General features: G+C 40.0%; 20 protein-coding genes and 2 pseudogenes. 8 read left to right on the forward strand and 14 right to left on the reverse strand.

Annotation, left to right across the window (positions count from 1 at the left end; translation table 11 throughout):
* Positions 1–355: 355 nt before the first annotated feature.
* Positions 356–850 (reverse strand): hypothetical protein, encoded by a 495-nt coding sequence (locus LQV63_RS28315; protein WP_233699217.1) that lies wholly within the window; start codon positions 848–850, stop codon positions 356–358.
* A gap of 261 nt (positions 851–1,111) precedes the next feature.
* On the opposite strand from LQV63_RS28315, the gene LQV63_RS28320 reads away from it, so the two are divergent.
* Positions 1,112–1,447, forward strand: coding sequence for a hypothetical protein (locus LQV63_RS28320; protein ID WP_233699218.1), 336 nt, complete (start codon positions 1,112–1,114; stop codon positions 1,445–1,447).
* A 78-nt stretch (positions 1,448–1,525) separates the two neighbouring features.
* Here LQV63_RS28320 and LQV63_RS28325 read toward each other — a convergent pair.
* Both LQV63_RS28325 and LQV63_RS28330 read right to left on the reverse strand, forming a co-directional pair.
* Positions 1,526–2,085 (reverse strand): annotated as a pseudogene (locus LQV63_RS28325) (SDR family oxidoreductase); the annotation flags it as partial.
* Between the two features lie 43 nt (positions 2,086–2,128).
* Positions 2,129–2,323 carry a hypothetical protein gene (locus LQV63_RS28330; RefSeq protein WP_233699219.1) on the reverse strand — a complete coding sequence of 65 codons (195 nt, stop codon included), beginning with the start codon at positions 2,321–2,323 and terminating at the stop codon, positions 2,129–2,131.
* 126 nt (positions 2,324–2,449) lie between these two features.
* On the opposite strand from LQV63_RS28330, the gene LQV63_RS28335 reads away from it, so the two are divergent.
* Positions 2,450–2,677: a hypothetical protein gene (locus tag LQV63_RS28335; RefSeq protein WP_233699220.1), complete on the forward strand. Its 228-nt coding sequence runs from the start codon at positions 2,450–2,452 to the stop codon at positions 2,675–2,677.
* Between the two features lie 83 nt (positions 2,678–2,760).
* Here the strand turns inward: LQV63_RS28335 and LQV63_RS31605 are convergent, their stop codons facing one another.
* The 4 genes and pseudogenes from LQV63_RS31605 to LQV63_RS28350 all read right to left on the reverse strand — a co-directional run bounded on the left by LQV63_RS31605 (position 2,761) and on the right by LQV63_RS28350 (position 4,112).
* A complete protein-coding gene (locus LQV63_RS31605) occupies positions 2,761–2,895 on the reverse strand; it encodes a hypothetical protein (RefSeq protein WP_267934242.1) in 135 nt (44 codons plus the stop codon).
* Between the two features lie 32 nt (positions 2,896–2,927).
* Positions 2,928–3,144, reverse strand: a pseudogene (locus tag LQV63_RS28340) (class I SAM-dependent methyltransferase); the annotation flags it as partial.
* 42 nt (positions 3,145–3,186) lie between these two features.
* Entirely contained in the window at positions 3,187–3,714 is a 528-nt protein-coding gene (locus LQV63_RS28345; RefSeq protein ID WP_233699221.1) for a DinB family protein, read from the reverse strand.
* Complete coding sequence (locus tag LQV63_RS28350) at positions 3,711–4,112, reverse strand: iron chaperone (RefSeq protein ID WP_233699222.1); 402 nt, start codon at positions 4,110–4,112, stop codon at positions 3,711–3,713. The genes LQV63_RS28345 and LQV63_RS28350 overlap by 4 nt, the downstream gene beginning before the upstream one ends.
* Positions 4,113–4,668: 556 nt before the next feature.
* Here LQV63_RS28350 and LQV63_RS28355 point away from each other — a divergent pair.
* From LQV63_RS28355 to LQV63_RS32210, 3 genes are all read left to right on the forward strand, one after another.
* Positions 4,669–5,436: an AraC family ligand binding domain-containing protein gene (locus LQV63_RS28355; RefSeq protein WP_233699223.1), complete on the forward strand. Its 768-nt coding sequence runs from the start codon at positions 4,669–4,671 to the stop codon at positions 5,434–5,436.
* An 86-nt stretch (positions 5,437–5,522) separates the two neighbouring features.
* Positions 5,523–6,452 carry a DMT family transporter gene (locus LQV63_RS28360; RefSeq protein WP_233699234.1) on the forward strand — a complete coding sequence of 310 codons (930 nt, stop codon included), beginning with the start codon at positions 5,523–5,525 and terminating at the stop codon, positions 6,450–6,452.
* Positions 6,453–6,577: 125 nt separating this feature from the next.
* On the forward strand, positions 6,578–6,928 hold the full coding sequence (locus LQV63_RS32210; protein WP_407672980.1) for an IS3 family transposase: 351 nt from the start codon (positions 6,578–6,580) through the stop codon (positions 6,926–6,928).
* A gap of 260 nt (positions 6,929–7,188) precedes the next feature.
* On the opposite strand, the gene LQV63_RS28370 is transcribed toward LQV63_RS32210, so the two are convergent.
* On the reverse strand, positions 7,189–7,839 hold the full coding sequence (locus tag LQV63_RS28370; protein ID WP_233699224.1) for a Vat family streptogramin A O-acetyltransferase: 651 nt from the start codon (positions 7,837–7,839) through the stop codon (positions 7,189–7,191).
* A gap of 838 nt (positions 7,840–8,677) precedes the next feature.
* Between LQV63_RS28370 and LQV63_RS28375 the strand changes: the two genes are divergently transcribed.
* Positions 8,678–9,382, forward strand: coding sequence for an ABC transporter ATP-binding protein (locus tag LQV63_RS28375; RefSeq protein WP_233699225.1), 705 nt, complete (start codon positions 8,678–8,680; stop codon positions 9,380–9,382).
* Between the two features lie 2 nt (positions 9,383–9,384).
* Positions 9,385–11,709, forward strand: a complete 2,325-nt coding sequence (locus tag LQV63_RS28380; RefSeq protein WP_233699235.1) for an ABC transporter permease — start codon at positions 9,385–9,387, stop codon at positions 11,707–11,709.
* 142 nt (positions 11,710–11,851) lie between these two features.
* Here LQV63_RS28380 and LQV63_RS28385 read toward each other — a convergent pair whose 3' ends face one another.
* The 4 genes from LQV63_RS28385 to LQV63_RS28400 all read right to left on the reverse strand — a co-directional run bounded on the left by LQV63_RS28385 (position 11,852) and on the right by LQV63_RS28400 (position 16,038).
* Positions 11,852–12,451: an acyl-CoA-like ligand-binding transcription factor gene (locus tag LQV63_RS28385; protein ID WP_233699226.1), complete on the reverse strand. Its 600-nt coding sequence runs from the start codon at positions 12,449–12,451 to the stop codon at positions 11,852–11,854.
* A 361-nt stretch (positions 12,452–12,812) separates the two neighbouring features.
* Positions 12,813–14,321, reverse strand: a complete 1,509-nt coding sequence (locus tag LQV63_RS28390) for an MFS transporter (RefSeq protein ID WP_233699227.1) — start codon at positions 14,319–14,321, stop codon at positions 12,813–12,815.
* Between the two features lie 526 nt (positions 14,322–14,847).
* Entirely contained in the window at positions 14,848–15,285 is a 438-nt protein-coding gene (locus LQV63_RS28395) for a CPCC family cysteine-rich protein (protein WP_233699228.1), read from the reverse strand.
* 183 nt (positions 15,286–15,468) lie between these two features.
* Positions 15,469–16,038: an SF0329 family protein gene (locus LQV63_RS28400; protein WP_019424397.1), complete on the reverse strand. Its 570-nt coding sequence runs from the start codon at positions 16,036–16,038 to the stop codon at positions 15,469–15,471.
* 702 nt (positions 16,039–16,740) lie between these two features.
* On the opposite strand from LQV63_RS28400, the gene LQV63_RS28405 reads away from it, so the two are divergent.
* Positions 16,741–17,277: an NTF2 fold immunity protein gene (locus LQV63_RS28405; RefSeq protein ID WP_233699229.1), complete on the forward strand. Its 537-nt coding sequence runs from the start codon at positions 16,741–16,743 to the stop codon at positions 17,275–17,277.
* A 167-nt stretch (positions 17,278–17,444) separates the two neighbouring features.
* Here the strand turns inward: LQV63_RS28405 and LQV63_RS28410 are convergent, their stop codons facing one another.
* Positions 17,445–18,623, reverse strand: coding sequence for an MFS transporter (locus LQV63_RS28410; protein ID WP_233699230.1), 1,179 nt, complete (start codon positions 18,621–18,623; stop codon positions 17,445–17,447).
* 138 nt (positions 18,624–18,761) lie between these two features.
* The gene (locus tag LQV63_RS28415; RefSeq protein WP_233699231.1) at positions 18,762–19,574 is read right to left on the reverse strand and encodes a MerR family transcriptional regulator; all 813 of its coding nucleotides are present in this window, start codon (positions 19,572–19,574) and stop codon (positions 18,762–18,764) included.
* Positions 19,575–19,910 lie beyond the last annotated feature (336 nt).

Below are 19,910 nucleotides of genomic sequence, written 5' to 3' on the forward strand. Positions count from 1 at the left end.
GGCCATTATCGTCAAATGGGGTGCTTTTATGAAATGTCGTAACAGCAGTGCAGTAACGTAACACGTTTTTCACGCCGAATGGAAGCTGTTCGGCCTCGTCCGCTCCTTTGCTCCATTCTCCCCTTCCGTCAGAGAGCCCCTGTACCTTAGTGACAGCGCTGAATGATACGAGTGAACTGTCGCCACGCCATGTATAGTAGCGCTCCAGGGCACGGTAACCATACCACACGTTATTTGGCCATCCTCGACGTTATCCTTTCTGATCAAAGGGGAGAATAGTCATAAGGAGCATGGAATAAAAGGCCTTTTATCCACATGAAGAGCAGCTATAAATCAGGTTGGGTTCAAACTGTTTTTAATCATATCTCAGGAGAAGATAGTAAATTCCCCCTAGCAATACTGCTCCGATGGCAATTCCGAGAAAGCTGCTTATGACCAGAAGTTTTGCAACTTCCTTAATGGTTGTTTTTATTCTGGGACTTCTTCTACCGTGATGTGCTGCTACCCTTACTTGTGAAATCCCCTGTTTCTCGCTAGTCATCAAAACTAGTCTCGGAACTTTTTCCACAAAGAACTCATAGTATTTTTTAAAAAAATCTCTTTTTACAGAATCGTTTATATGTACATGAATCTCAACAATATCGTAGACTGTCCCCCCCTCTTCTTCTAATTCTGTACATATGGCTTCAAATAACAAATTGATATCATTTTCATCATTCATATCAGGTTGCCTAGAACTTCGAATTGCAGATATTAAAATTGAATTATCAACAGTTAACTTTTCAATGGAAAAGCTATGAGAATCTTTAACATCATCTTTCTTGACATTTGTCGATCCAAAATGAACCACAACAATAACCTCCTTTAAGAAATAATAGAATAAATTCGATTTATTAGAATCGATCCCAGACATTCAAGAAGCTAAAAATACTGTTGAGAACTACATTGAAGCAATTGAAAGTAAGAACGTTGATGAAATAATGAGATGGGTAAAGGATACACGTTTTGACTCACCTGCCCAACAAAGGTCTCAATATATATTTTACTATGTTCTCTAACGATCCTTTTTCAAACGCAAGTATGAGCATCAAACGCACCATATTATGATTTTTTGCTTACAAAAGTTGATTGTCCTAATAAACCTTGCAATACAACCTCATATAGTACATCATCATTTGATACAAACAACAAATCTCTTACTATAAAAGGCTGGCAAGACACTACCACTTCAACCGATGCTTCGGTTGCATATCAGGTTGTTATAAAAGGTTGGTTCTCGGATGACGTTAAAGGAGAAAAGATTATTCAAGGGAACTATGACAAAAAAGGAAGTTGGTATAATGAAAAAATCAACCTTGGATTGAATGGTGTTACAGGAGCACATATTAAAGTTAAAAATTTAACTTCCACCAACGGTGTTTTTGGCGCTGGTAACGCTTACCCATAGATATACTGCAAAAGTTAATAAGGCTCCTGCCAATGGAGCCTTATTCTGCGTACTACTGGATAATTGAGTTGTTAGCTCCTATCTCATAATATAGCCGCCATCGGGGAAGAGCGTGCTTCCCGTCGTATACCGGTTACTCATCAAATAGATGACTGAGTGCGCAACCTCATCCGCCTCGCCCACTCGTTCGAGCAGACACATTTTGTTGTATGCCTCATAAGCTTCAGTTCGCTTTTCTTCCGGAACGCCCTCCCATTGGAAGGAGGTTTTGATCGTGTCTGGCGAAATCACGTTAACGCGCACGGGAGCTAATTCCACGGCTAGAGCTTTGCCTAGACTTTCAATCGCTCCATTGCACGCAGCATACGAGGCACCGTCGGCGAGAGGTCTTTGACCGAACGCCCCTGACATCAGCACGGCTGAGCCATTCTCAGAAATGAACGGCGCCGCATACTTGACGGCAAAATATTGCGACCAAAACTTTCCTTCAAAGCAGCTTTTCGCGATCTCTGTATCCGATGTGATGGGGCCGCGCACATAAGAAGCTCCTGGCGTAAACAGATGATCGAAATGTCCAATTTTTGAAAAAAATGCTTTTTCGTTTCTTCATTTTTATTATCCAGTTGAAACAGCGGTAATTGCAACAGTTTTTCCACTGTAAAGAGAGTGTTTTCCATGGCTTCACCTCGTGCAGATCTTACTCTCGATATTACCACCGATTGTCAACCATGATACTAAACCGATGCTCAATGCATCTCCGACTTTGTTGCGCACCCGAATCAATAACGTTGTAGAACCATTCCATTTATATTTAATGACATTAATCATATCCGCCGCCATATTGCATGCATGGCATCCTTCCGAGTGGCTTGCCATGTTGTTCCTCCCTTCCTCGCATCCAGCACGTTCCAACGAAGACAAATTCCCCGAGGCGGGGATGTATATTCGCCGTGTCTCACCAAGAAGCGCATCATAAGGTAATGATAAAGGAGGGAAATACGAATGGAAGCATATTATAATTGCTTGTCTTGCATGAACAAAAAAGTCCGCATCCTGACGGTAGACCGCAAAGAATATGCAGGAACGATAGTGAATGTAGACAGAGAAAATGTCTACTTGCGTCGCGAAGCTAGAGGCGGGGGGGTGAAGACATCCGCCTTCTTCCCTAGCTTCAACAACGAAATCATAACGCTGAGCTTGTTCACCTTGCTTGCTATCGCTTTGCTGTAACACGACAAGGCCCGGCAGCTTGCCGGGCCGGTCTTGTCCCCTTGAAGGGATTCAGCGCGACGGGCGCCTATGCGCTTTCAGCGCTACAGCTTATCCGCCACGATGATATATGATTTCGGTATGCCTTTGTCGAATACGTCGGATGAGAGATTCGGCAGTTCTTCCAACGACTTCACATAAAGTCCTTCGGCCGCAATCGAGGTCACGATTTCGCCCAATGTCCTGTTCCGCAGCTGTACCTTGCGGCAGGCATCTGAAGCACGTCGGACAATATATATTGAATGCTGGCGCCCGCTTCCGCAGCCAGCTCGTTCGCACAACGCTCGTTGTCCGACGAGAAATCTACAATAGAGACCATCCGCTCCCAGCAAGGCAAGGGCGACCGCCTTGCTGCCGTTTGAACCAAGAAGATTGATGATTTTTTTATTTTGAATTGCCAAGATGGCAATTGGATACGGTCCGTAATAATCATAAATCCCGCATGCGGGATCTGACCTTTTTTCATGTCATTATTTCTTTTTCAGTATGCCTAAATATTCTTTCCAAGGCCCAACGTCAGCCCTGTATCTCTCAGCCATTACCCGTACGATTTGAGCAATGTGCGTTAAATCATGAACAACCCACGTAGAAAGCAATTCTCTTAACTTCACTACACCGAACGCAGGGTGTGAGCCAGTCAATTCAAGATGCAATTCAGGTTCAATAAGATCCATAAGTTTGGTTGTATTCAGTGTTCTAATCGTTTTAAATTCAAGCAACTTTTGTTCAATCGATCTTTCAGACCTTTCATTTAAGTGAGAATAACGATCAAATGGGGGAAATGGTTTACTTTCGCCTTCCTGAAGAATAAATTCTAACCTTGGTATCCAATTATTTTTCTCTCCCTCTATGAGGTGCTCAATCACTTCAGAGACGTTCCAGGTTCCTTCTCCTTCATTGCATTGCAACCATCCATTAGATACACCAGATAAAAAATACTCCAATGTTTGTGGTGTACGCTCCAGAACCTCAATAGCTTCTTTCATATTAAAATTCATATAACTGCTCCTTTCTTCTTTTTTAATTTCCCTTCAGCTTTTTCTATATTCTCAGCAACTCTAAATTGAACGATTTTGTTTATTAATTCATAAGGCAGCGGCTTGTCTATAGGAAATTGTATGGACCCTTTTGCCCCTTTATATTCAGCTAATTCATCTTTAAATGCATGAATCCCGCTGGGGGTTGGATAAAATCCAATATGATTTTTATAAGCGGCAAAATGCACCAGATTTCCATGCAGCACAAAAGTAGGCATTTGATAGCTTATCTTTTCCTTTGCGTCTGGTGCCGACTCTTTAATAACTTTTCTTAATGTTTTAAGTATTGCCTGAACCTCAGGAGGAAATTGTGAAATATAATCATCGATGGACTCATACGTGATTTTTTTTCCTTCCATGATTTCTCCTTTCATAAACCTTATTTAGTAGTCTTGTTATATTATCCTTATATTTATAACATAATCTGTATATTCCTTTTTTAGATAAATAATCGGTACTCAAGTAAAAGCACCACATTCCACATTGCGTCCCTTCCGCCTTCGTGAACATTGCTGCGTCGCACCAGCGCATGCAACGTTTCCCGGTCAGGCTTGTCTTAGGGGTGTAGTCGCATTATAGCTCATCATCTCCGCCTTTGAAACGCCTTTTCAACAAATCGTGAATCAGGCTCGTTAGGGTCCACTATCCCCCTTCTCCCACACTCCCTATCCAAAAAATAGGTACAGAAAAGAAGACCAGAACGACGGCTGTTCTCCCGGCTACTTCCATTTTAATACACCTAAAGAATAGGCCAACCAGAAATCTCTGGTTGACCTAATTCAACAGCCTAAGAGATACTTCTCTATATAATAATAATAGTTTTACGGATTTACTTTGATTGAGCAATATCATCCAATCATTTTGTTTCTCCTTATGGCATCCTTACAATCAAACCAATAGAAGGAGGAATGTTAAGTGCCAAACGAAAAAAGAACCGTCAGTTATGACGCAGATTTGCAGATAGAGGCATACTGGTTCGAGGGAATCATGCAAAAATTCCCCAACCATTTTCACGATTATTATGTGATTGGTTTTATCGAAGCTGGACAGCGGTATCTGCTGTGCAAAAATCAGGAATATTTCATCAATCCCGGTGACATCATCATCTTTAACCCGAGGGATGTTCACTCCTGTGAACAGATAGACGGCAAAACGCTGGACTACCGGTGCATCAACATTCAACCGGAGATGATGAAGAAAACGGCGCTTGAGATAACCGGGCGGGAATTCTTTCCGAATTTTTCACAAGCGGTTCTTTACCGCAGTGAGCTTGCCAGTTCCTTGCGGGAGCTGCACCACATGATTTGCGAGGGAGAAACTGATTTTATCAAGGAAGAGCTGTACCTGTTTTTGATCAGTCAGCTCATACAGGAGTATGCAGATAGCATTACAGATCCTCTTGCTCAGGAGCCTACTTCTGAATTTAAGCCTGTGTGCGATTATCTGGAAGCAAACTTTGCAAAGGCTATTACGCTGGATGAACTAAGCAGGCTGGCAAATATGAGCAAATACCATTTCTTACGCTCCTTTACCAGGCAGAAAGGGATTTCCCCCTACAGCTACTTGGAAACGATCCGAATCGGCAATGCGAAAAAGCTGTTAGAGCAGGGGGTTCCCCCGGTTGAAGCCGCATTCCAGACAGGCTTCAGCGATCAGAGCCATTTTCCCAACTTCTTCAAGTAATTTATCGGCCTAACTCCGAAGCAGTATATGCAGATATTTCAAAGTGAATCTTCTATACAGCACCAGGCTGAAAGGAAGGAATTATGATGAAGTTCCATTCCAGCGCTGCCGGGCATCTGGCAGCGCTTTTAACCATTTTGATTTGGGGGACAACCTTCATCTCCACCAAAGTCCTTTTGGTTGATTTTTCTCCCTTTGAGATTCTGTTTTTCCGCTTTACCATCGGTTATGCCGCTTTGCTGGCGGTATATCCGCGCTTTGTGAAATCAAAGAACATACGGGAAGAATTGCTTTTTGCCGCGGCGGGATTTTGCGGCGTGACCATGTATTTTTTACTGGAAAACATCGCCCTTACCTATACACTCGCCTCCAATGTGGGGATTATCGCTTCCGTCGCACCGTTTTTCACGGCGGTAATGGCTCATTTCTTTTTGAAGGGTGAATCCCTGCAGCCGCTGTTCTTTGTGGGCTTTGCGGTAGCCATGCTGGGAATTGTATTGATTGCCTTTAACGGAAGCTATATTTTGAGACTCAATCCCAAAGGGGATATTCTCGCTGTTCTGGCCTGCATATTTTGGGCGACGTATTCCATTCTGATGCGCAAGATCAGCGGGCTTGGTTATCATAACATCGGCTGCACCCGGCGGGTATTTTTCTATGGTCTGCTTTTCATGCTCCCGCCACTGCTACTGTCAGATTCTCAATTGGGTCTTGAGCGGTTTGCGGAGCCTGTCAATCTGCTGAATATTTTATTTCTTGGGTTGGGAGCCTCGGCATTGTGCTTTGTTACATGGAACTGGTGTGTGGGCATCTTGGGGGCGATCAAAACAAGCGCCTATATTTATTTGGTACCGGTCATCACCATTGCAGCCTCATATTTGTTCTTGCATGAAACTATTACAGGAGCAGCTCTGCTCGGTACACTCCTAACGCTGGCGGGTCTGTTTCTTTCAGAGAAAAAACATAAGAAAAAAACAAAGTTCAAGGAGGTAGATTATAATGCTCCCATAGGTTGAGACACGGGAGCGTGATAAATAAGTTATAATAATGCCATGGAAAAACGGAACCGATATACCCCAGAGTTTAAAACAAAAGTAGTGCTGGAGGTCTTCCAGGAAGAGCAGATCAAGCACGTAAAGCCATGGCCGAAAGGGATCATCCAAAGATTAACATCAAACGGCAAGCAACGCTACTCACTGTGAACCGGACCAGCGTCTATCGACCAGTCTGCAAGAAGAAGCCTAGTGAAGAAAATGTGCAGATCATGCACCGGATCGATGAAATCTACATGAAACATCCCTACTATGGCTATCGCCGAATGACAAGAGCGTTGAAGAAGCAGCTTGCTTTATCTACGATGAATCAAACTATGTTAAGACTATGTTGCAATCTGATTTTATTGATTCTGGTTGTTATTATAGATTTAATTAAGCGCAACAAAAAGAAAAGAAAAAATCCTAAATTTCCATATATCGATGTATCAAATGGGTAAAGAGGAACGTTAGCGAAAAATGACGTGACCTCACTATACCTAATGGGTACATATTTTAGTTCAAGAATTAAAATAGTATCATAGCGGACTTAATAACAAAAAGAGGGGTTCGCCGCCCCTCTTTACTATTTCCGCCAATACATCCCTTATTTAAGTATCCTGCTTCACCAACAGTGAGCAACACTCCACATGTGTTGAGACGGTCAATGGGATATAAAAAATAAGCCCATTTGCAGGAGCGTGACCTGCTATTAATTATATTATCCCTCATTCAATAGCTTCTTTAATGTGGCAATATCGTTACTCGAAACTAATTGCTCAAGATTTTCAAATATCTTTTTCTCATCCCAGTTCCACCATTGAAGCTCCAACAATAATTTAATCGTCTCATCACTGAAACGCTTCTTAATAGCATTTGCAGGATTGCCGCCAACAATTGTATATGGTTCAACGTTTTTCACAACAGTTGAGTTCGCAGCAACAATTGCACCGTCGCCAACTTTTACCCCCGGCATAATCGTGACATGTTGTCCCAGCCATACATCATTACCAATCAAAGTATCGCCTTTGAAAGGCAATTGTTCTTTCGTTGGAGTGACCTTTTCCCAGCCTCCAGCAAAAATATTGAAGGGATATGTTGTAAAACCATCCATCTGATGATTAGCACCATTCATAATAAAAGTAACCCCTTCAGCCATGGCGCAGAACTTACCGATAATCAGCTTATCACCTAAAAAGTCATAATGATGCTGAATATTGTCATAGAAATTCTCTGGTGAGGTTGTATTGTCACTGTAATATGTATAATCGCCAATCTCAACGTTTGGTCTACTTGGTAAATTTTTAATGTAACAAACTGTTCTAATATTTTCATTTGGATAAAGCTTATTTTTATCCGGAGCTAGCATCATACTTACACTTCCTCTCTAATACGTTATTTAACCTTCCCCTTCAAATAGGCTTAACTGTTTTACGCTTCTCGCCCCTCAGACCGACCGCCTCCCCAACCTAGGTCCAGTCGCAAAAACCATCGCAGGTCGGTTTTTCGAATCGTGGAATCGCCTACAATAAGAACATGAAGACAAGAGGAACAACGGAGAGACGGTAAAACAAAAATGAAGGTAAACAGGGGCACCGGTTTCGCCTATCGTATTCGGCAAGTTGTCCGGACTGATCGGCCGAAACGCAGGTGGTCTGCAATTACCGAGGCATCAACGCGATCGTTTTTGGGAAGAGTGTCATCCCCTTTTTAAAAACGTGCGACTTTTCTTGCATTTAAGACGTAGATATGGGCTTTCACCTCTGGTTCATAGCCTTCTAATTGATCTTTCAAGTAATGAACGAGTGCCACATCAATCCCAACCAGCATTTGCGATATAAGATTACCTCCTAAGTATTAATCAAGCTGATCTCAGACCTGGGTGCCCGTCGGAACCACCTACTGTATCCTCGTCATCCGCACTCATATCCGAACATGACGATAATTTGGGCGCTACCCCCATCAGCTCAGCGGTGCAACTAGCGGTTAGAAATTGAGTGGTGGATCTTGGGTAACAGGCTTTCCTAATCACTGTCATTAAACCCGCAAAGAGAAGAAATATCCTGAGAAGAAGCTTGTTGATCCTATTGTCCTACGGACAGGTCCAAGATACTAGAAAGAAATTCAGTTTGACTATTTCCATCTCTCTAGAAAACTGGAAGTCTCGTCAAACCAAGCTTCAAAAAATACGATACGAGGTGATGTAATAAGTGAAAAAGTTAATCGAATTCAAAAAAGTAACGAAAGAATACAAAATAGGAGAAGTGCCAATCAAGGCCCTTGATGGTGTTGATTTATCCATATCAGAGGGAGAATTCGTCGTTATTTTGGGTGCAAGTGGTGCGGGTAAAAGTACGATTTTGAATATACTTGGCGGTATGGATACAGTTACCTCAGGTCAAGTGTTCGTTGGTGATCAAGAAATAACAAGATTCAACGAAAAAAAATTAACAGAATATCGCGGTGAGAAAGTTGGCTTTGTATTTCAATTCTATAACTTAATTCCGAATTTAAACGCTCTAGAAAATGTTGAATTTGCCACTGAAGTATGTAAAAACCATCTGGATGCTAAAGATATTTTACATAAAGTTGGATTAAAAAATCGTATCAAAAACTTCCCTTCCCAGCTCTCTGGAGGAGAACAACAAAGAGTGGCTATAGCTAGAGCTGTTGCTAAAAATCCATTACTTTTACTCTGTGATGAACCAACCGGAGCTTTGGATTATGTGACAGGTAAGTCCGTCTTAAAGCTTCTTCAAGATTTGAACAGGGAAACGAACAAGTGCGTCGTTCTGGTCACACATAATTCCGCAATTGCTCCTATGGCCGATAAGATTATTAAGGTTAAAAGCGGAATGATCGAGAGCGTTACGATTAATGATGAGAAACAAAGCGTTGAAGGGATTGAGTGGTGATTATGAAATTATTCTCGAAATTATTAAGGGATATTAAACAATCGATCGTTCAATTCATAGCCTTAGCTTTGGTTGTCGCAGTAGGCGCTTTTTTCTATGCGGGGCTGAATAGTTATAGCAATAAGCATCGTACTTATTCTGAGGCTTACTTTAAAGAACATAATTTAAGCGACTTAAATGTATATTACAGTCAAATTTCCAAAGACGATGTGGCTGGTTTAAGCGAAGTTAAAGGTATACATAAAATAGAAGGACGTTATACCTTTGATGCCACGCAAGTCTTGGAAAATTACAAAGCCTCATTAAAAATTCATTCGCTCCCTGTAAACAATGAAATCAATACGCCTACTATGATTGAGGGTAGTATCCCGTCAAAAAAGGGTGAAATCTTATTAGATTCCCATTATGCCAAAGAACATCATTATCGTGTCGGCGATGAAATCAATATACGTACGGATGATAAAAATTTGAAGTTTACCATTAGCGGCTTGTGCGAGAATGTGGAATATTTAAAAAAGAACCCCACACAAGACCATAAAACCCACGGAGTCGCTTATATTGCCGAAGAGACAATACCTGAAATCCGGGACGGCTTTTACTATAATGAAATCATGATTGATGCTCAAGAAGGTTACGATATTGACCAATTAGGCAAATCAATTGAAGGACAATCCAAACATCTTCCTTATTTAGACCAAACAAGTAAGGAACGGACTTACGGTTATTCTCAAATAAAACAAACGATATATAACAATAGTATGATGAGTAAGGTTATACCTCTAGTTCTCTTTTTGATTTCAGCTATCATCCTATTTCTTACCATGTCGAGGACGATCGATTCTGAGCGAAATCAAGTAGGTATCATGAAGGCTTTGGGTGTAAAGAACCGAAACATCATGCTTCATTACATGGGATACCCTGTGCTGGTAGGTATAGTAGGCTCAATCATAGGCTGTATCATGGCCGCTCTTGTATTTATTCCATTAGTAACGGCGTCGAGTGCAAGGTCCTACACTCTGCCTGACATTACATTCTCACTTTCTTGGTATTCGCTCATTCCTTCCATCATTTTTTCTAGCGCTTTTGGACTTCTGTCCTGTTACTTGAGTGGCAGAACGATATTAAAAGAACGTGCGGCTCAGGCTATGCGTCCTAAACCGCCTAAGAAAATGAAAAAGCTGTTAATAGAAAGAGTTCCAGGTATTTGGAGTCGTATTTCCTACAGTTACAAACTCATTTTGAGAAATATATTTTTAAATAAACAAAAAGCTTTAGCGAGTTCAATTGGTGTTGTTGTAAGCACGGTGTTATTGATAACTGCTTTGGGCACTCAATCGTCCTTGATCAAAATAGCGAACCAAATTGAAGATGTTTATACGTATGATTTAAGAGTAGATTATAAGCTGGGTACATCTTCCGATACGTTACAACTACCCTCCGGCATTAAAAATAGTTATTTTACATCCACCTTTCCTGTTGAATTCATCAAAGGGGGTGAAAAAGAAAATGCCACTTTAGTTGTTACGGAAAAAGAAAACAATCTCATTCATTTCTTTGACAAAAATGACAATCGACTATCTTTAGAAAATAATGGTGTGCTGGTACCCCAATCTTACGCGGACAACTATCATATTGCAGAAGGGGATATCATCCAAATAAAGTTCACAGCACCAGAGCTTAAAAATAAATCTGTGGACATGAAGGTTTTAAACATATCTACACAGTATACGAACCCGTCGTTTTATATCACACCAGCCTATTTAAAGAGCTTTAACATAGACTACAGTCCAACCTCGCTTTTAGTTGAAGCAAATAGCTCTACAGATCTTGTAAGCGTTCGTAACTTCTTTGAACAAGATCATCATGTAGATACCATTGCAGACAAGAATGATCTAAAGAAATCAGCTCAATATATGTTGAAACAAAACAGTTTTATATTTATCATGTTTATCATTTGTGCCGTCGTACTCTCCTTTGGCGCCATATATACGATATCTTCCATAAACATTTATGAAAGGAATCGTGAGCTTGCAACACTTAAGGTATTAGGCTATCAAAAACATAAAATAAACAGACTTATATTTTTTGAAAACATCATACTAACCACATTTGCGGTAATTGTAGCTTTACCGATAAGCGGCTATATTTATACAATGATTGTAAAGGCACTGTCTAGTACCCATCAACAAATCCCAGATAAATTAAATATTTTTATAATGTTGGTATCTGTTATTCTTGCATTCTTACTTACCATTCTATCTAACTTACTACTTAGGAGAAAAGTTACCAAAATAAATATGATTGAATCATTAAAAAGTATAGAATAATGGAGAAATAGCCTTAAGTTCTTGGAACTTAAGGCTATTCAGCCTGTTGAGAAACCTCAACAGGCTGAATAAGCTTAGTTTTTTTCAAAAAGGGTTAATTCAACAATCCATTCGGTTTAGAAGCTTACGATGGCGAGTATTATCATATCAGCAGGCCATTCTCCACTACTACTAAAGCTTCATCCAATAATTTAGCAAACTCTGATTTTGTAGCCTCAGCACTGTATTCCATTAACGATATATTTACCCCAACGACCACCCCGGCAAAGGTTCGTACTGCTAGATCATCAGAATTACTACCTACTCGATTGGCGACAATCTGTGTTAACAGCTGCATCATCTGTGTTAAGTTGTTCAGCGCAGCCGCGCGTAGCTCCGGGACCGCCATGATCAGTTGATTTCGCTGACGTGTTGTTTCCCACTCATCGTCAGTGATCTCGTTAATTCCCAAAATCATGGCATTTCGAACGGCTTGTAAGGGATTCAACTCTGACGGTTGATTTTCAAATGCAGCGACGAGAAGAGGATCATAATTATCGGTTAATACCACGTCCTCTTTTGTAGCAAAATAACGAAAAAATGTACTCGGTGAGATTTCCGCAGCTTCAGCAATTTGTTCAACCGTTGTCGCATGATAACCATTTTCTCGAAAAAGCCTTAATGCATGCGTCTGAACATTGGCCATCGTTTTCGCTTTTTTTCGCTCACGTAATCCGACTTTTTGTTTCGCACCCTCAGACATCTTTTGCACTCCTAACAAAGTCAAATTAAACTCAATGTGATGAATTCAAGCATATTGTCACTTAAATTAGAGTCAATGTCAACTTACACTCAAGTTCATAACCCATCAACTATCACTGATTACCGACCAAGAAAGTGTCATTTTCCTAATCGACGCCAAGGATATAGTTCTTCTGGTTAATCCGTTTTTGCCGCCCCTTTACCGTTTGTTTCATTTTACGGCTTGATTTAAATCTGTCACCCGCGTTTCGAACCATAAGATTTATTAACATTGTTCATATGAATGGTTATCGTCTTTTGGCGCTCCAACGCGATCACTCCCTTTCTGCCATTGATAAGACACAACCAAACTTTTCCTTAACTTAAAGACTCGTCCTGGAATGTTTACTCTCTACCGTGCGCGCTTTTAAAAGACCGAAGGTAAAAGCAATTCCAACAACCGCAGCTCCTACACATATCCAGAACATATTGCCCATGCCGCCGACAAAAGAGGTTTTAACAGAATGAACGAGCGAATCTGAACCGATTTGACGCGCGGCCGCCATACCGGCAGATACATTTCGTTGCGCGACTTCAAAAGCATCCGCAGGCCATTCATCCAGGTTGAGATTATTTCGATAAACAGCGCTCAGAACAGTCCCTAGAATTGCGACTCCTAACGTTCCTCCAACCTGTCTGATGGCCATAAGAAGTGCCGATCCCACACCGCTTCTCTCGGGTGAAAGTGCTGAGATAGCTACATCCATCGCAGCCGGGAGTGCAAATCCAATGCCAAGCCCCACTGCAGAAATCCAAATGGAAGTAAATCCGTATCCGGTCGAGATATCTGTAGCGCTACCCATCGCCAACCCAATTCCAAGCAGTAAAGATCCAAGAACAATTGCCGTCCTGGTTCCGAATCGTGACTGCAGGGCATCCGATATAGGCGATCCAATCACTAGCCCGATAACGAGCGGCAATAGTCTCAACCCGGCGCTTAGCGCGTCTACTTCTAACACGGCCCGAAGGTATTGAGGCAAAGCGAACAATACGCCGAATAGAGCAAAAGAGATGATAGAGCCTATCAAGGTTCCACCTGTAAAACTTCGAGATCGGAATAACGAAGGGTCAACCAATGGTTGAGCGGTCCGAGTCTGATATACAACAAACCAGAATAATAGAAGTATACCTGCAATAACTGACGTTAATGTTATTGCATCGCTCCAGCCTCTTTCACCTGCTTCAATAACACCATACGTTAAACCGATCAACCCTATGCTTGAAAGCAACATCCCCGGAAAATCCATAGCGCGGCGTTCTTCGCTCCGAGATTCAGGCAAGAGGAAAGTTACTGCTATTAGCGATAAAATAACCAGCGGAATATTGATGATAAATACCGAACCCCACCAATAGTTGTTAAGGAGCCAACCCCCAAGAATAGGACCAAACGGTATTCCAATCGCATTAGCCATCATCCAAACTGCAATTGCTTTCGGCCTTTCCTTTTTTGAAAACATCACTGGAATAATCGCCATGGATAATGGCACAAGCATGGAAGCGCCTAAGCCGAGAAAGACGCGCGCTGTTATAAGTTCCCATGGCAATGTGGAATACGCGCACGCAAGGGAGGCTGCACCAAAAATGAGCAATCCGGCAATAAGCATCCTCTTGCGCCCGATTCTATCCCCTAGCATCCCCATCGGAAGCAGCATCGCGGCAAAAACAAGATTATATGCATTGGCAAACCATTGGAGCTCGGCATTTGTTGCGTGCATATCTTCGGCCAAAATCGGCAAAGCCAAATTTAAAATCGTCATGTCCAGTCCAACCGCAAGAATTCCGAATGCAAGTGAAGCCAGTACCCACCATCTTTGTTTATATTGCGAATTCATACTGAAAGCACCCTTTCTTATTATGACATTAACTTTCATTTAGTAGTTTATATATTTTGATTGTAACTGTCAATATTTAATTTATCAAATGTTCAATGCTGCTGCTGCTGATATATCTCGCATCGCGGCGCGCAACTGAGCAAGAGAAGTTGATTCAAAGCCGTGTTCCCATGCTGGTCTTTGGGCTATGGATTCGTCTTGTGTTGGAGACTCATCCGGCCATGAACGCCTCAATTTGGATTCGTGTACCTCAAGCCGTGCGTTTGCCTCCGGCTTCCTTCAGACCCCGCCTCACGGCGGGGCCATGGTGCATTACCCACCCCACCATAAAAAACGCCTCAGAGATAATCTCTGAAGCGTGATTACTTACAAAACCTATTTATATCATCCAAAGCTGAATGAGCATGCCCTCTAACAAACGAACTCTCCTCTTTCAGTGCATTATTGATAAGTGGAATAATCAGTTCCTTATTAACGGTTCTGTGTATTCTTGCAATATGACCAAAGCATAGAATTGCTATTCCTCTTATACAGGGTTATCCGAATTGATCAGGCTTATGATCTCTTGATTTTGTTCTATGTTGTTGCTGTAACGCTCCACTCGCTCGTGAACAATATCATCTAGTAGCTTTTCCAAGGAGTCGATTTCCTGCCTTATTTGTTGAGCAGATTCCTTATTTGCGGTTCTAAGTTGTTCAAATGCATGCATTAAACTTTTCTTTGTTTGAACTTCTTTATCCGTTTGTGCTAGGACCCTCTGTCTATCTCTATACATGATGTAGTGTTTTTTGAAGTTCTCTCGAGCTTCTGTAAGTGAATAATCTTGATTTGGACCGCCCCTAACTTTTTCTGCATGGGGATCATCTTGTCCATCATCTTCCCAATTACATAAACAACAAATCACCCAATCCCGTCTTTCCTCTAGTGTAGGATAGCCACAACAGGGACAATTATGCCGAATCATTTGACACTTACCTTTCTTTGTTAGACATCAATGATTACTTGTCGCTCTTCAACCTTAACTCTGTTTTCACAGACTCGCCTTTTTACATGTTCAATTATGAAAGTTAATGCAGCAGAGCATGATATCTGTATAATGAGTAAAAGAAAAAGCAGCCCCTGGTATAGGTGAATGCGTAACTTATTACTATAACGTACTACGCCGTAGTTCATAAAAATACTGCACAATGGAGTGCTTTAACTTCATCTTCTCGGTCATATTTAAAATTCGCTTTTTGCCAACTCGTCTGTCCACCAAAGCTAGAATATTCAATAAGATATCATCGCTCTCTATGCTTTCCTCTATAGAAATGGATAAAAATTTATTAGCTGTAACGACAAAATTTGATTTACTTAATGATGATTGTGCCGACAAAAGCTCTTTTGCATATTCTGTTATTTTTCTATTTCTTGCAATTACTTTTAGCCGATCCTCCGGCACTGTTCCCTTGGTATCTTTTCTGACTGCTTCAATTTCTTCATTGCTAATCGGAATTTGGATATTTGCATCATTCTTAATTTCCAGCTCCGTCTGATACCATCTGATTAAGTTAGTTGTATCACTCATATTAAATACGTTCTTTTTATCTACTGCAATATAACAAAGCCCTGCTTTATCGGGTAAATAACGATAGCTCGTTGCACGGTATTCGACCCTTCCATGTAACGCAGGACATAGAAAACTCTCCAGATTTTGTTTCAATTTGCTCCAGCTCATGTACTACTCCTTGTTCTATATTTTTCGTACCTGAAAAATAGACCTACTCCCTTGAGTCTGTAAGAATAACTCTATTACAATTGTTCATCTTGACAAAAAAACACCACCTCGCTTGTTTGGTATCATGGAAGTACGACCAACCATGCCAACAAAAAAGATGGATAGCTCTAGGTTACAACAACATTCCTTGTCTGAACAGTCTCGTTTTTCCAAACTTTTTGCCTCGCTTCACGTCAGGAAAGTTCTGCGACACGAAGGCATTTCCAAATCGTTAGGTCTTACCCTACCATTATTACCAGCAAATACATACATGATTGGCTTCTGTTCATGCATGAGACACATACCATCAGTATCGACATTTGTTTCAATTATAACACAGCAGAATAATCTGACAGCACATATTGAATTACCTCTGCACAGGAGATAGTGTGTCGTGATTGTTTAGGCATTGTAGAGATCCGCTCCTTAGCATGATAGTTATATTCTTCAAGCCCTTGTTATTCTGTCTAACCTAGTGTAGCCGATCCACTTGTATCAAAGAATGATTGTATAAGTCATAAATTGAGGTTAGTATTTCATGTATGAGAAGCTATGGAAGAAGCCATAAGAGTCTTGCTAAGGCTGATCCATTAATCGAGAAGGGTATTAAATAACTTGTCGGACAAGTAATAACTAAATTCATATTTGTAGAGGTGTTACCCCATGGATCAACAAGAGTTGAACAAGCATTTAGTTCATATCGTCCAAGAATACGGATCAAAATGGAACAACATTGAAGATCACATCTATAAACAGTATGAACAAGAAGAAGCTGAATTAAGAGAAAAATATACAGGTGATGAATATCATTATGTACAACGAACAGATTGGCACGAACAATTCTCTGGGCTGATCGGTCCTATTTTTGTTGAATACTGTACCGATAAAAAGAGGGTGTATGGCGGTAGAAGCAGACAGAGCTTTGGTTTTCCGGTGAAGTTCAATGGGATAGAGCACTCTATTGAAACAAATGTTGAACTTAAGAATAAAAACCGTGCAGAAGTTTATTTCAAAACAGAAACTAACTTTAATGATGAATACCTGTTTGTGTTATTGAGAAAAGCCGACACATGGAAAATTGATAATTATAAAAATAGGCGTTATGGCACAATACTCCACATGTGTCACAAGTATGTAAAAAAGAGCAATCTTAATATATTCTCTAAATCCCGCTTCTTTAATGGAAAACAGCGACTTTGATATCTTTTTTAAACCGCATAATGCATGTGTATTATTTTTCATTTCACAAGAAAGTATAAATTTGTTTTTTTCTGTTCACTTTATTCAAGAAAAAAGAAAGCAAGTACTACAAGTAAACTACTAATACCACTCAAATTCGAACCCATAGTTGAAATAGACGACTGTTTCTAACATTTTTCCATCAATGTCTTACTACTAGAGATTCGTTCAAAAACAACTAACATTAAGGTCATTAGTAAAGCGAGAACAACTGTGCCGGCACTGACCCAACTAAGATTCAATATAGATGTGCCACTAATCACAAGACCTCCTAATCCCGAACCTAGAGCGAATCCAAATTGAATAAATGAAGTGTTCACACTTAAGGCGATATCAGGAGATTTTGGTACCAGCGTAACTAAATATAGTTGTTGGGCTGGAGAAGTACTCCACGTAGCTATCATCCAAATCATGATAACGGCAATAATGACAACTAGATTTGCCCCGATCATTGCCAGTGAAATCAACATGATTACTTGTAGTATTAATCCCGTTAGGATCGTAAATTTTGGTCCTTTTTTATCCGCTGCTATCCCTCCAATGATAGAGCCAATGAAGCTACAGATTCCAGCAAGTAATAAAACACCACTAATTTCTGCAATTGTGAGATTTGCTGAAACTTGTAAGAATGGTGTTAAATAGGTGAACAATGTGGAGTAGCCACCTATATAAAACAACGTCACTGCAACTGCGAATACAATTCTTTTATCTTTTAATATGGATAATTGCATACCAATCGTAACTGGTTCTTGTTCCTTAATAGTAGGAACACTTCTATAAACAACGAGTAGTGGAATAATTGTTATCAAACCAATTAAAACGAATAATGCCTTCCATCCTATGATCCCACTGAGAAATGTGCCAAGTGGTACTCCAAAAACTAAGGAACTACTTAAACCCATTAAAATAATCCCAATAGCACTTCCTCTTTCTTCATTTTCAACAAGGCGAGTAGCAACAGCCATTGCTACGACTATAGCAATCCCACCACTTAATCCTTGCAAAATTCGTGTGAAAAGAACCATTTCAAAAGAATGACTAAAAAAAGTGATAAAATTACTAAAAATGAAAAGAATAAGCATCGATAACAATATTTTTTTGCGGTCAAAATTAATGGTGAGGGCAATGACAATAGGTGCACCAATAGCCGCTGAAAGTGCAAATGAAGTGACCAATAACCCAGCAACAGATGTAGATACACTTAAGTCAGTTGCTACCATTTGAATGATACCTGTGATAATATATTCAATCGTTCCAATTAGAAAGGCTGCTAGGGCAAGCAAATAGATGACTGTTTTATTTTTCATTGAAACATTTCTCCTTCGTACAACAAATTCTGCTTTTATCAAAATAAACGAGCAGTATAACTTTCATCCAAAAATTAAACTCAGTTTACCTGATTTAGAATTTGTAAAATGAACCAAATATTCATTGGAAATTTTACTTCATAGTTCAATTGGGATTTGAATTTCAATTAATCTATCTTCTTGATTTTCAGACAATGGTAAATAAATTTCTCTACCCGGTTGATCTTCTTTCACTCGATATCCATTTTTCTCTATCCATGTCGCTAAATCAATACAAGCAGTTTGTGCAAAGGTTGAATTCGAATGAAATAAAAGCGTAGCCATCGTCTCCGTTGGTAAAGAACGTATATATAACTCTTTTGGAAGAGATGTTATTTCACCTTTGACAGAATAACCTACTTCAAATTCAAAACCACTTTCTTTTTCAAGCGATTCCCTCCATAGAACGGTTTGAGGTTCTGTTATCCATTCTTCATTATATTTATCTAACAAATGATTGAGTGTTTGAAAAAGTGAAGGAATCTCCTTTACTGATCCGAAGGAACGAAAAGAAATGAGTCGCTTGCTTTCGACTGTTTTTATGATAACCTCCTGCTCCTTTTCAACACTCCCTTCTCGTCTGATTAAGTGCATACGTTCCTTAATACGAACTAATTTTTCTTGTTCCCTCTCTAGCAATTGTTGAATTTCGCTCTCTTTGAGCTTAAACATACCCTGAATTTGATCTAAGGAAATTTCTTCATGAAGGAGTTGAGCAATTTGCTTTAAGGTAAAACCTAATTCTTTGTATAAAAAAATTCGATTTACATCAAAAAGTTGCTCTGCTGAATAATATCGATACCCTGTATCTCGATCCGTTTTTTGGGGCTTTAATAACTCAATTTGGTCATAATATCGCAACGTTTTTACGGGAACTTTACTTAACATAGAAAAATCACCTATTTTAAACATCTTAAATCCTCCATTTTGTTTATTTGATCCAAAGTATAAACCCTTCAGTAAGGGGGAAGGTCAAATGATTTTTGAAAAAGTTTCAAATAATTATTTATAAATGACAATACTACAGAACTAAATTGCGGTGTGAATGCAAAGTGGTATTAAAAAAAGATATTGCTTTTCACACAATATCTTTTTTAATCAGTATGTTTTAGTTTTGTAATTACTTTACAATCTATCACTAAAAATGAGTCTGTAAAATAAAGTGTGTAAACTCCCAAAATCAATTAAAATTTAACTATATAAGTTGAATCAAAGTTCTTAGCAACCCTTGGCAAGGAAAAATGAACC

This window comes from Paenibacillus profundus (assembly GCF_021369635.1).
GTDB classification, from domain to species: Bacteria; Bacillota; Bacilli; order Paenibacillales; family Paenibacillaceae; genus Paenibacillus_B; species Paenibacillus_B profundus.